The following is an 11,966-nucleotide window of genomic DNA, read 5'->3' as shown; positions in this document are numbered from 1 at the left end:
AGATGCCGCACGAAACCGGCTTCGACTTCCAGCACTACAACCCGGTCCGTACGATCTTCGGACCGGGCAGTCTGGAGCATCTGCCGGAGCTGGTCGGCAAACGCCGCGTGCTGCTGGTCACTTTCAAGAGTGCCCGCGAAATCGGCTTGCTGGCACGCCTGAAGGGCCTGCTCGGTGATCGCCTGGTGGATCTCATCGACGAGGTGCCCAGCCGCCCCGAGCTCAAGGATGTGCAGCAGGCCCATGAGCGCATCTGGCGAGAACGGCGCGTGGAGCTGGTGGTGGCCGTCGGTGGTGGCAGCGTCATCGACTATGCAAAGGCCTTGCTGTGCCTGCCCGAGTCCGGCCATTTCTTCGACCTGATCACGCGCAGCACCCCGGTGGTCAAACGCCTGCGCATGATTGCGGTGCCGACCACTGCCGGCAGTGGCAGCGAGGTCACGCCCTTCTCGGTGCTGTGGGATACGCGCGACGCAAACCCGACGAAATTCACCCTGCACCAGTCGCGCATGTATGCCGAGACGGCCCTGATCGACCCGGAGCTGACCCTGAGCCAGCCCAAACTGGTGATGCGCAACGCCGGGCTGGATGCGCTGTCGCACGCGCTCGAAGCGATCTGGAACGTGAATGCCACACCGATGACCGATCTGCTCGCCGTTGAAGCTGCGCGCACCCTGATCGCCAAGTTGCCGATCGCCTGGCACTTCCAGGGCCACCTCAAGGCCCGCATCATGATCGCCCGCGCGGCCTGGCAGGCCGGCCTGTGTCTGGCCCAGACCCGCACCGCACTGGCCCACGCCCTGTCCTACCCGCTGACCATCAAACAGGGCACTCCGCACGGACTGGCCAGCTCATGGTCACTGCCCTGGGTCTGGCAGCAAGCCCAGAACAACAGCGCGGAGCGTGATGCCGTGCTCAGCCGCATCTACGGGCCGAGCGAAACCGATCCCGTCGCCCGTCTATGCGAATTGCTCTACAAGCTCGAAGTGCCGACCGAGCCGAAGGCTTGGGGACTCTCCGAATCGGAGCGCGCACGCATCGTGCTGGAACACATGCACAACCCCAAGGGCCACAACTTCATCGCCAAGGGCCTGCGCCTTTAAGAAGCTGTTCCCGATCTTACTGAGAGGCCGTCAGCAGGGGCGAGGCAGGGTTTAGCAGAGCCTGCTCTGCGCTGCCGCAGCCGGTTTGCGGTGCAAAGCAAACCGTGGGGAAGCGCAGCACAGGAACCGGTGTTTATGTTGATCAATGAGGGGCCCGAGCCGCGCATGAGCCCTCTCAGTGATCAATGAGCGGCCTCGCAGTAAGATCGGGAACAGCTTCCAAGGAACGCCGGCTAGCGGTTCTCTCTGCGCCTGCAGAGCGCTAGACTGGCCCCTTCGCCGACTCGCATCTCACTCTCATGCCGCTCGATACCTGGCTCACCTTCTTCGTTGCCGCCTGGCTGATCAGCCTCTCGCCCGGCCCTGGAGCCGTCTCCTGCATGGCAGCCGGCCAACGCGTAGGCTATCGCCGCGCCCTGTGGAACATCTTCGGCCTGCAGACGGGCATCGTCCTGATCATGCTGATCTGCGCCGCCGGTCTCGGCGCCTTGCTGGCGGCCTCGCAGACGCTGTTCATGGCCATCAAATGGGCCGGGGTGGCTTATCTGATCTGGCTGGGCGTGCAGCAGTGGCGCGCACCGGACGCGCCGCTCACCCCCGACGCCAAAGATGCGCGCGACACACCTGGCCAGCTCTTCCTGCGCGCCTTCCTGATCAATGCCAGCAATCCCAAGGGCATCGTTTTCATGCTCGCCGTGCTGCCGCAGTTCATCGATCCGCAGTTGGCGCAATGGCCGCAATACGCCATCTGTGCTGCCACCTTGGTGTTCACCGATCTGGTCGTGATGAGCGGCTACACCCTGCTCGCCGCCAGGGTACTCAGCGCCCTGCGCGATCCGGGTCACATCCGCTGGCTCAATCGCGGCTTCGGCAGCCTCTTCATCGGTGCCGGCCTGCTGCTGGCGGGCTTCAGAAGGCATTGATGCGTTGCCCGCTGATCGTGCTGGCTGCGTTGCTGCTCGCAGCCTGTGCGGCGGGTGGCGGCAAGCTCTCGCGCCAGATTGATCAGGGCCGCATGCAGAAGCAACTTCGCAGCACCAGCCACAGCCTGAGCTACCGCAACAGTTGCAGCTTTCAAGACGAAACCGGCTACAAGGGATCGAACCGGATCGAGATTGAGGACAACCGGGTCCTGAGCCTGGCCACCGCTATCGAATTGCCCCACGACGGCGGTCGCTGCAATTTCGAAGGGCCCGGTTTTCGCCAGACCCGTTCCAGTCCGTCCATCGAACTGCTCCATCCGGATGGTTGCACAGCCAGACTATGGACCCAGGGCCAGCAGCTGACGATCTCCTACACCCACTGCGAGGCCCGCTGTACCCAACCGCAGAACTTCAAGAAGGTCTGGCCGGTACTGATCGACATGCCGAGTGGGCGCTGCGACTGAAGCCTGCCTGCCGGGCAGGCATTCCCCCCGACCATCGGACAGGCCGCTGACCTTGTCCGACACATTCGCTAGCCTTGCCGGCATGACTGCGCACCGCCTCCTGCCGGCCCTGCTGTTGCTCGCTGCCTGCACCAGCACGCCCCCCGCCACCGAGCCTGAAGCGCTCGCGCCCGCCCCGGCGGCAAGCGCGCCGCCCGCGGCCGCCACCGCCGCTCCCAGCCTGCCACGCGCCAAGCCCGGTAGCCTGCTGGGCAAGGTCGATCGCAGCAAGCTCAATGCGCAGGTCCGTCAGGGAGGCAAGCCGATCAACATCAGCCACCGCTGCTCCTTCCGCAATGAAACCGGCTACAAGGGCTCAACCCAGGTCGACATTGCCAACAGCGAGGTCCGCCGCCTCGCCACCAGCATCGAGGTACCGCTCGCCAGCGGTTACTGCAATTTCGACAACGCCGGCTTCCGCCAGACCGCCCGCAGCCCGGCCATCGAGTTGCGCCATGCCGACGGCTGCACCGTACGCATCTGGGATCAGGGCCCGCAACTCACGATTTCCTACTCGGCCTGCGCCGCGCGTTGCAGCAGCCCGGAGGTGTTCAAGTACATCTGGCCGGTACTGATCGACCAGCCCAGCGGCCGCTGCGACTGAGGCTCGTGCCTGAACGCTGGGCGCCTTGCACCCAATCGGCTACATTGCGAGGCTGGATGCTGCGCTGCCACAGGAGAGAGTCATGCTGATCACCTTCAAGTCCCGCGCCGATGGCGATGTAATCATGTTCGGCAATGTCGGGCGCCAGATGCTTGCCATTCTTGGCAAAGACCCACAGGACGCCAAGGGCATCGTCACCCAGGAACAGTTGCCCGCCGCCATCGCCGCCCTGCGCACCGCGATTGAGCAGGACAAGACCGACAATCCGCCGCCGCCCGAAGCTGACAACTGGGGTCGTGACGCCGTCGACCAACAGGTCCAGCGCGAACGCGAGCAGAACGTCAGCTTCGCGCGCCGCGCCGCGCCGCTGCTGACGATGCTGGAATACGCCCGGCGCGACAACACCCATGTCACCTGGGAGAGCTAAGCCATGCCTGCCGCCTTCCCGCCCCGCGTCTGCGTGATCGGCGCCGGCCCGGCCGGCATGTCCTGTGCGCTGTGGCTGCACAACCTGGGCCTTGAAGCAACGTTGGTCGACACCGAAAAATCGCCCGGCGGTGCAATGCTGCTGAACTTCCTCAACAACAACTGGGTGCTGGGCCAGCGCGGCCTGAGCGGACTCGAAATGGCCGCCCGCTTCACCGAGCACATCGAGAGTCTGGCCATCCCGCTGCTGCTGGAATGCCGTCCGACCCGGCTTGCCCGCGATGCTCATGGCCAGTTTCAGCTGAGCCTAGAAACCCCGCAAGGCATCAGCAGCGTCGAGGCAGATGCCATCGTGCTGGCCACCGGTACCCGCTTCCGTGGCCGCGAGATCCTCATCGGCCTGCCCGGTTTTGGCCAGTGCGATCCGGGCCGCCTGCGCTACGGCCCACACTGCTTCACGCGCCTCTCGATGCTGGCCGGCAAGCGCCTGCTGGTCATCGGCGGCGGTGACAACGCCCTGGAAAACGCCGCCCTCGCACTCGATGCCGGTGCCAGCGTCACCGTGGTGGCGCGCAACCAGTTCCGTGCTCAGGCCCGCTTCATCGAGCGCCTGCAAGCCGCGGGGCACTGTGCCCTGCATGCCGATGCCCGCCTCACCGCCCTGCAGCCCTCGCCCGGCGGCCTGCTCGCCTCGCTCGAAGGTGCCGCAGGCCAATGGCAGCTGGAAGTCGATCGCGTACACCTGCTCGCCGGCTATGCACCGAACACCGCCTTCCTCGACGGCATCCTGGCCGCCGAAGTTGCCCCTCCGCAGAAAGACGAACGCGGCTACCTGTGCGGCGATGCGCTCGGCCGCACCAGTACCCCCGGTCTCTACGTGGCGGGCGACGTCGGCAATCCAGCCTTCCCCAATGTGCTCAGCGCCCTGGCCCAAGGTGCCCAGGTCGCCAAGACCATAGAATTCGATCTCAACCAGACCCGCCCGCGCTGACCATGGCTCTCCAGTACCAGATCATCTCCGTTACACCCTTCCAGCAGAACTGCAGCCTGATCTGGTGCGACCAGAGCATGGAGGCCGCCGTAGTCGATCCGGGTGGCGACGTGGCCCGCATCGAAGCGGCCGTGGCGCGCGCCGGCGTGAAGCTCACCAAGATCCTGCTCACCCATGGCCATCTCGATCACGTTGGTGGCAGCGCCGAGCTGGCAGCCAGGCTCGCCCTGCCGATCGAAGGCCCGCAGCGCGAGGATGCCTTCTGGATCGAGAATCTCGCCGAGCAATGCCGCATGTTCGGCTTCCCGCTGGTCGCAGGCTTCACACCCACGCGCTGGCTCGAAGAAGGAGATCGCATCAGCCTCGGCCAGGAAGTGCTGGAGGTGATTCACACCCCTGGCCACACCCCGGGCCATGTCGTGCTCTACAGCCGCAGCGCGCAGCTGGCACTGGTGGGCGACGTGCTGTTTGCCGGCTCAATCGGCCGCACCGACTTTCCACGCGGCGATCACCAGGCCCTGCTCGATTCGATTCGCCTCAAGCTGTGGCCGCTCGGTGATGACACCCGCTTCATCCCCGGTCACGGCCCGATGTCGAGCTTTGGTGAAGAACGCCAGAGCAATCCCTTCGTGGCGGACTGAGAGCCTTGGGCTTAGAATCGGCCCACCCCACCCAAAGCACAGGAAGATCATGCGTATTGCCTTGCTGGAAGACGATCCCACCCAGTCGCTCATCGTCACCAGTTGCCTGCGCAACGCCGGCCATGAAGTCCATGAATTCCGCCTCACGGCCGATCTCAAGCGCTTCTGCGCACGCGAAAGCGTGGATCTCTATCTGCTGGACTGGATCGTGCCAGACCAGAGTGGCGAGGAGTTCCTGCGCTGGTTGCGCAGCGAGCGCAATGATGCCACCGCGGCCATTTTCCTGACCTCGCGCGACGCCGAAGAAGACGTGGTGGCCGGCCTCGCCGCGGGCGCCGATGACTTCATCATCAAGCCGCTGAACCAGCGCATCCTGCTCTCGCGCATCGAGGCGGTGATGCGACGCGCCAAACCACGGGATATGCACGCCATCCTGGAGCTGGCGCCCTACCGCATCGATCCGGCCCAGAACCTGATCAGCCTGAAGGGCGAAGCGCTCGAACTGACCGAGAAGGAGTTCGCGCTGGCGCTGTTCATGTTCCGCAACGTTGGCCGCCTGATCTCGCGCGGCCACATGCTCGAAGCCGTCTGGGGCCGCAGCCCGGACATCCCGACCCGCACCGTGGACACCCACGTCTCGCGGGTACGCAACAAACTCCAGCTGCGCCCCGAAAACGGTTTCCGGGTTGTGCCCACCTACAACTTCGGCTATCGCCTGGAGCAGGTGGACACCCAGCAGGCCGAGGCCTGAGCAGCGCCCTCAGCGCTGATACAGCTTGCCAGTCTCGGCCAGCCAGCGATTCGCATCGCGGCTGAGCCACTGGCGCGCCACCTCATCTTCACGCAACACCGCATCAATGAAGGCCAGCGACACTACACGCAGGGACTTGGCCTGTTCGGTCTGACCCGCTGGCTGCAGCGCCGCAGCGCCGCCCTCGGGACCGCCTCGCCCACCGGCCATACCTCCGCCGGGGCCACCCGAACCACCTGGGCCGCCACTACCTCCACCGCCCGGCCCGCCACCGCCCATGCCTCCACCGGGGCCACCCCCTCCGGACGGCCCGCGCCCACCTTTGCCGCCACCGTCCCCACCCTTGTTACCGCCTGCGCCTCGCGTGTTCGCCTCGGCGCCCGGCAAGGGCGCCCGTTCGCTGCTGCCACCAATCACGGCATGCGAGGCCCAGCTCAGATCCAGCGAATACTTGTCACCTGCCGGCAGGTTGTTGAACACCTGCTGACGCAGGCGCGGATTGTTCACGAAGTCAAAAGCATCCACATCCTCGGCACTGCTCACCGCGAGGACCGGCAATCGCATGCCCGCGTAGCGCGTGGCGAAGGGCTCGCCGCCAAACTCGGCATGCGGACTCAGCAGCACCACGCCACGCAGCCCGGCCAGGGTCGGCGATTTGACGCCCGACCAATGCTCGCCAGCGGCGGCCTGAGCCGTCTGCGCCCCCACATCGAAGCCCACCAGGAGCAGGCGCCCGAAGTCGATCCGCGCCAGGCCCTCAGCCGGCAGGCCGCCCGCCTCCGCGCCCTGCAACTGCTGCAGCACCGTTTCCAGACGGCTCAGGCGGCGCCCCAGCGCTTCGGCCGCATAGGCCTGCTGCACCTGCTGGCGCGCGCTGGCAGCAGCCTCCCGCGTCGCACTGAAAATCGCCGGCCCTTCACGTGAGCCCTGCACCGCCAGCACCGCATAGCCTGCCTGGGCCCAGGCCTCGAGCAGGCTGCTGGCGGCATCGGCCGGCTCACCGAGGCCTGCCAGATACACCAACAGGGGCTGGCGCCCAGGCTGACCGGGCACACGCAGAACCAGTTCAACATGCTCGTCGCCAATCGTCAGCGCGCCACGGCTCAGTTGCACCGCATGGAACTGGTCCGGCTCGTAGCCTGCGCTGCGCTGGCGCTGTGGCATGGCCGCCGCATTCGGCGCGGGCGGGCGGCCAGCGCAGGCCGCCAGCAAGGACAAGGAAAGACACAGGAAAAGGCAGGGCAGGCGCATGGCAGAGGGCCTTGAGAAGCAGACGCCGCATTCTGGCAATTCACTGCGTAAGCCTGCTGCCGGCACAGGTAAAAGCGTCTCAAATCCTGCAAACTCAGTCTCAACCGGGCGGACGCCAGAGTCTGTTCACGAGAAACTTACAGGCGACGGAGCAGCCCGGCCCTGACTCAGAACTGCTTGGTGCGCAGCAGTACCAGAGTGCAGGCCTCCAGATGCTCGATCCCAGCCGCATCGAGGCGGGCATAGGCCTGCGCATTCTCGGTACCGGGATTGAAGATCACCCGGCGCGGCTGCAACGCCACGATGCCATCGAGCAGCTCCGCCTGGCGCGCCGGGCCGACATACAGGGTCACCGTATCGACCGGGCCCAGCACCTCGGTCGGCGAGGCAAACGCGGCGATGCCCTCCACCTCACGCAGCGCCGGCGCCACCGGAATCGGCTGATGGCCATACTCCAGGAGCATTTTGATGGCCTTGTTGGAGTAGCGCTCGGGGTTGTTGCTGGCACCGATGACGACGACTGTTTCCATGACGAGCTCCGCTGCGGGGAATGTGCGGATTATGCGCCCGGCGGCGCATCTGCTCACAGCGCGGCCGCAGGCGGCAGCTCAATATGCACTTCCAGCCCGCCGCTGGCACGGTTGTGCGCCCACATGCGGCCACCGTGAGCCTCCACCGCACGCCGCGCAATCGCCAGGCCAAGCCCATAACCACTGCCGCTGGTGGTTTCACCGCGATGGAAGGGCTCGAAGATCGCCGCCAACTCGGCCTCCGGCACACCTGGGCCGGCATCCGCGATGGTGATATGCAGCGCCCGGCTGGCCGCATCGCGGCTGAGATTGAGCTCCACTACGGATTGCGGCGGGGAGTGCCGCAAGGCGTTGCGCAGCACATTATCCACCGCACGGTGCAGCAGCTCGCCGCGGGCGCGGATCACCAGTTCGCCCTCCACGCCGGTGGTGAACACCACCCGGCGCTCGCTACCTTCGGCTTCAAAGCGCGCATCCTCGACCACGCTGTCGAGCAGTTCGACGATGTCCACATAGTCCTCGCCGCGCTGCGGCGTCTGGCCTTCGAGGCGGGCCAGAGTCAGTATCTCGCCGACCAGCATGTCCAGCCGCTCGGCCTCGCGCTCGATGCGCGCCAGCGCCGCCTCGGCCTGTGCCGGCTTCTGTCGTGCCAGCCCCACGGCCACCTGCAGGCGCGCCAGCGGTGAGCGCAACTCATGCGACACATCGTGCAGCAGGCGCTGCTGCGAACCGACGAGCTGCTGCAGTTGCTGCGCCATGCCATCGAACTCGCGCCCCAGCTCGCCAATCTCGTCGCGCCGGCGGCCCATCACCTGCGCCACGCGCACCCCCAGCTCGCCCTTCGAGGCAGCCAGGAAAGCATCCTGCAGCTTGCGGATCGGCTGCGAGAAGTGGCGCGCCAGCACTGCACTCACCGCCAGGCTCGCCAGCAAGGCTGCCAGCGCCAGCAAGGCCGGCGCCTCGATACGCCCGATGCTGATGGAAGCGCTGCGTTCAGGCGCCCGGGCAGCAGTCTGCGGGAAGAACATCAGCCACTCTTCGCCCGCCGCATCCTGCCAGGCCCGCACGCTGCGCTTGCGCCATTCACCGCCGCGCTCGCTATCGCGCAACTGGCTCCACTCGGCATAGCGCTCACGCGCGATCTGCAACACTTCGGGCGGCACTTCACGCCCCAGAAACTCCCCCCCCGCCGCATTCACGACCAGCGGCGGATCCCCTTCATATTCGGGCCAGTTCGTGAGCAGCGAACGCAGACCGGCTTCACCACCATGCCGCGCCGTGGTCCACGCCATGCGCAGGGCGATGCTGCTGCGCGGGCCGGCCGCCAGCACGCTCTCCTCGCTGCGCCGGGCTTCTTCACGGATCACCAGGGCTGCGGTCACCACCAACACGGTGAGCAGCAGGGTCAGCCAGAAGCCGGCGAAGATTTTCCAGAACAGGCGTCCCATGCTCACTGCTCGAGGATGTACTGATAACCGACGCCGCGCACGGTCTGGATCGGCGAGCGGCCATCTGCCAGCACGCCGAGCTTGCTGCGTAGATTGCTGACATGCACATCGATGCTTCGGTCATAGCGTGCGAGTGGCCGGCCGAGCGCCTTCTCGGACAGATCATTCTTGCTCACCGGGCTACCGGCCTGGCGCGCCAGCACTTCCAGCAGGCCGAACTCGGTACTGGTCAGATCCAGCGCCTGCCCCGCCCATTCAGCGCGGCGCTGCTCCGGGCTCAGGCTCAAAACGCCCACGCTCAGCGGCGCATGCGATTCGCGCACCCGTCCGCTGCCCTCAGCACGCCGCAGGATGGCGCGGATGCGCGCCACCAGCTCACGTGGCGTACAGGGCTTGGGCACGTAATCGTCGGCCCCGAGTTCGAGGCCCAGCACGCGGTCGATATCGTCACCCCGCGCGGTCAACATGATCACCGGAATGCTGCTTGACTGCCGGATGCGGCGCAGCGCCTCGACCCCATTCACGCGCGGCATCATTACGTCCAGCACAACAATGGCATGGGTGCCGGAGAGCGCCGCCACCGCACCGCGCTCGCCGTCGTGCTCCACCGCCACTTCGAAACCTTCAGCGCGCAGATATTCCGCCTGCAATGCGCACAGCTCGGTGTCGTCATCGACCAGCAGGACCTTGTTCATGCCATATCCCTTACAAAACAGGCTTGCATGATACGACTGCGCCCCCTCCCGCCAAGTCTGCTTACAGCTCCTTAACCTTTATTTACGGAGCCCTCACCCAGCTTAACCAAGCGCACGCGCACACTCCATTCACCCCATCCCGACACAAGGAGAGCCTCATGTCGCAGCACGATCAGATCATTCGCCGCTTCCTCTGTGTCAGCGCCCTGGCGCTGGCGCTGCCCTTCTCCGCTCAGGCACAGGAAGCGACACAATCGGCCCCGGCGGCCCGCCCGGCACCGCACGGAGGTATGTCGCATCGCGGCCATCACGGCATGGAGCAGGGCCATGAGTTCATGGGCGCCCTGCGCGATCTGAAGCTCAGCAGCGAGCAGCGCGACAAGCTGCGCGCCCTGATGCAGGAACAGCGCACGGCCACCCAGGACAAGCGCGAGGCTCTGCGCGAAGCGCGCCAGGCCCTGCACAAGCTGGTGATCGACGGCAACTACACGCCCGAGCGGGCCTCGGCAATCGCCAGCGAGATCGGCAAGAAGAATGCGGAACTGGCGCTGGCCATGGCCGAAACAGGCCACAAGGCACAACAGATCCTCACTCCGGAGCAGCGCAAGCAACTCGCCGAGCGCGCACAGAAGCCGGCACGGCGCTGAACGTTTGCGAGCGGCGCGCGTCACAAGCATGCCGCCACAAAGTTCCGCTAAGCTAGCCGCATGCGCATCCGCTCCCTCGCCCTTGTCCCCCTGTGCGGCCTGCTCGCCGCCTGCATCTCGGTGGGGCCCGACTATCAGACGCCTGACCCGGCCGTTCCGCCCAGCTGGAACGCGCCGGCCACCATCGGGCCGGCCGCCCTGGCCGGCTGGTGGCGCCAGTTCAATGATCCGGCGCTGAACGCCCTCATCGCCACGGCGCTTGAGGGTGCGCCCGATCTGCGCTCCGCCCAGGCCAAGCTTCGCGAAGCCCGCGCCCGCACCGGCGTAGCCGCCGCCGCACGCCTTCCCAGTGTGGGCAACACGATCAATGCCCGGCGCAGTGAGTCAGCCGGCAGCGGCGTGGCGGCGGACAGCTACAGCATCGGTTTCGACGCCAGCTGGGAAATCGATCTCTTCGGCGGCACCCGGCGCAGTATCGAAGCGGCCGAGGCCACGGCCGCGGCGGCCGAGGCCGGCATACATGACGCCCAGGTTTCGCTCGCTGCCGAAGTGGCGCGCACCTATCTCGACCTGCGCACCCAGCAGACCCGCCTCGCGATCGCCCGCGACAATCTGGCCAGCCTCGTCGCCAGCGATGAGCTCGTCGGCTGGCGCCATCAGGCCGGGCTGGTCACCGAGCTGGACAAGGTCCAGTCCACCAGCACCCTGGAGCAGGCCCGGGCGCGCATCCCGCCGCTGGATACCGCGCTGGAAGCCGATCTCAACGCGCTGGCCGTGCTCACCGGCCGCCCGCGCGCCGAGATTGCCGCACGCCTCGCCGCCCCCGCCGCCATGCCGGCCACCCCGCCCGCGCTAGGCATCAGCCTGCCAACCGAGACGATCCGCCAGCGTGCCGACGTGCGCAGCGCCGAACGCCGGCTCGCCGCGGCCACCGCCAACATCGGAGTCGCTACCGCCGCGCTCTACCCTAGCCTGAAGCTCACCGGCAGCATCGGCGTCGCAGCGCTCAGCACGGATAGCTTGCTGCGCCCCGAAGCGGCCACCAGCAGCCTGCTGGCCGGGGTCACCACGCCGATCTTCGAAGGCGGCCGCCTGCGTCGCAACATCGAGATCCAGAGCGCCCTGCAGGAGCAGGCTCTGATCGCCTACGAGAAAAGCGTGGCACAGGCCCTGGCTGAAGTGGAAAACGCCCTCGTGGCCCTGGCCAACACCCGCCGCCGCCTCGCCAGCCTGCGCAGCGCCGCCGAATCGGCCCAACTCGCCGAAAAGCTCGCCAGCTATCGCTACGCAGCCGGCCTGATCGACTACAGCACCCTGCAGGACACCCAGCGCACCGCGCTCTCGGTGCTCGATGCACAAGCCAGCGCGCAAGGCGACGAAGCCAGCGCCCTGGTGCAACTCTACAAATCGCTCGGCGGTGGCTTCAGCGCCGACGAGACAGCCTCCCGGTGAG

The 11,966-nt window shown here is 66.7% G+C and carries 14 protein-coding genes; 10 read left to right on the top strand and 4 right to left on the bottom strand.

Going from position 1 to position 11,966, the window contains the following annotated elements; genetic code table 11:
• Positions 1-2 precede the first annotated feature (2 nt).
• The 8 genes from HJ583_RS01040 to HJ583_RS01005 all read left to right on the top strand — a co-directional run bounded on the left by HJ583_RS01040 (position 3) and on the right by HJ583_RS01005 (position 5,942).
• Positions 3-1,103 carry a phosphonoacetaldehyde reductase gene (locus HJ583_RS01040; protein ID WP_170019747.1) on the top strand — a complete coding sequence of 367 codons (1,101 nt, stop codon included), beginning with the start codon at positions 3-5 and terminating at the stop codon, positions 1,101-1,103.
• Between the two features lie 299 nt (positions 1,104-1,402).
• Positions 1,403-2,026, top strand: a complete 624-nt coding sequence (locus HJ583_RS01035) for a LysE family transporter (protein ID WP_101942015.1) — start codon at positions 1,403-1,405, stop codon at positions 2,024-2,026.
• Complete coding sequence (locus HJ583_RS01030; protein ID WP_170019745.1) at positions 2,026-2,490, top strand: hypothetical protein; 465 nt, start codon at positions 2,026-2,028, stop codon at positions 2,488-2,490. Before HJ583_RS01035 ends, HJ583_RS01030 begins: the two co-directional genes overlap by 1 nt.
• Before the next feature lie 52 nt (positions 2,491-2,542).
• Positions 2,543-3,133 carry a hypothetical protein gene (locus HJ583_RS01025; RefSeq protein ID WP_170019401.1) on the top strand — a complete coding sequence of 197 codons (591 nt, stop codon included), beginning with the start codon at positions 2,543-2,545 and terminating at the stop codon, positions 3,131-3,133.
• A gap of 82 nt (positions 3,134-3,215) precedes the next feature.
• Positions 3,216-3,560: a DUF1840 domain-containing protein gene (locus HJ583_RS01020; RefSeq protein WP_170019743.1), complete on the top strand. Its 345-nt coding sequence runs from the start codon at positions 3,216-3,218 to the stop codon at positions 3,558-3,560.
• 3 nt (positions 3,561-3,563) lie between these two features.
• Positions 3,564-4,550 (top strand): NAD(P)/FAD-dependent oxidoreductase, encoded by a 987-nt coding sequence (locus tag HJ583_RS01015; RefSeq protein WP_170019741.1) that lies wholly within the window; start codon positions 3,564-3,566, stop codon positions 4,548-4,550.
• Positions 4,551-4,552: 2 nt separating this feature from the next.
• The gene (locus HJ583_RS01010) at positions 4,553-5,191 is read left to right on the top strand and encodes an MBL fold metallo-hydrolase (RefSeq protein ID WP_170019738.1); all 639 of its coding nucleotides are present in this window, start codon (positions 4,553-4,555) and stop codon (positions 5,189-5,191) included.
• A 49-nt stretch (positions 5,192-5,240) separates the two neighbouring features.
• A complete protein-coding gene (locus HJ583_RS01005) occupies positions 5,241-5,942 on the top strand; it encodes a response regulator transcription factor (RefSeq protein ID WP_170019736.1) in 702 nt (233 codons plus the stop codon).
• 9 nt (positions 5,943-5,951) lie between these two features.
• Here the strand turns inward: HJ583_RS01005 and HJ583_RS18910 are convergent, their stop codons facing one another.
• From HJ583_RS18910 to HJ583_RS00985, 4 genes are all read right to left on the bottom strand, one after another.
• On the bottom strand, positions 5,952-7,193 hold the full coding sequence (locus HJ583_RS18910; protein ID WP_217423226.1) for an alpha/beta hydrolase: 1,242 nt from the start codon (positions 7,191-7,193) through the stop codon (positions 5,952-5,954).
• A gap of 167 nt (positions 7,194-7,360) precedes the next feature.
• Positions 7,361-7,723, bottom strand: a complete 363-nt coding sequence (locus tag HJ583_RS00995; protein ID WP_170019734.1) for a CoA-binding protein — start codon at positions 7,721-7,723, stop codon at positions 7,361-7,363.
• A gap of 53 nt (positions 7,724-7,776) precedes the next feature.
• Positions 7,777-9,171 carry a HAMP domain-containing sensor histidine kinase gene (locus tag HJ583_RS00990; RefSeq protein ID WP_170019732.1) on the bottom strand — a complete coding sequence of 465 codons (1,395 nt, stop codon included), beginning with the start codon at positions 9,169-9,171 and terminating at the stop codon, positions 7,777-7,779.
• Between the two features lie 2 nt (positions 9,172-9,173).
• The gene (locus tag HJ583_RS00985) at positions 9,174-9,866 is read right to left on the bottom strand and encodes a response regulator (protein ID WP_170019730.1); all 693 of its coding nucleotides are present in this window, start codon (positions 9,864-9,866) and stop codon (positions 9,174-9,176) included.
• Between the two features lie 158 nt (positions 9,867-10,024).
• On the opposite strand from HJ583_RS00985, the gene HJ583_RS00980 reads away from it, so the two are divergent.
• Positions 10,025-10,513 carry a Spy/CpxP family protein refolding chaperone gene (locus HJ583_RS00980; RefSeq protein WP_158239186.1) on the top strand — a complete coding sequence of 163 codons (489 nt, stop codon included), beginning with the start codon at positions 10,025-10,027 and terminating at the stop codon, positions 10,511-10,513.
• A gap of 60 nt (positions 10,514-10,573) precedes the next feature.
• A complete protein-coding gene (locus HJ583_RS00975; protein ID WP_170019728.1) occupies positions 10,574-11,965 on the top strand; it encodes an efflux transporter outer membrane subunit in 1,392 nt (463 codons plus the stop codon).
• Position 11,966: the final 1 nt, after the last annotated feature.

Source organism: Uliginosibacterium aquaticum (assembly GCF_012972705.2).
Taxonomy (GTDB): domain Bacteria; phylum Pseudomonadota; class Gammaproteobacteria; order Burkholderiales; family Rhodocyclaceae; genus Uliginosibacterium; species Uliginosibacterium aquaticum.
The sequence above is the reverse complement of the archived record's forward strand: the minus strand, read 5'-3'. Positions and strand labels throughout refer to the sequence as shown.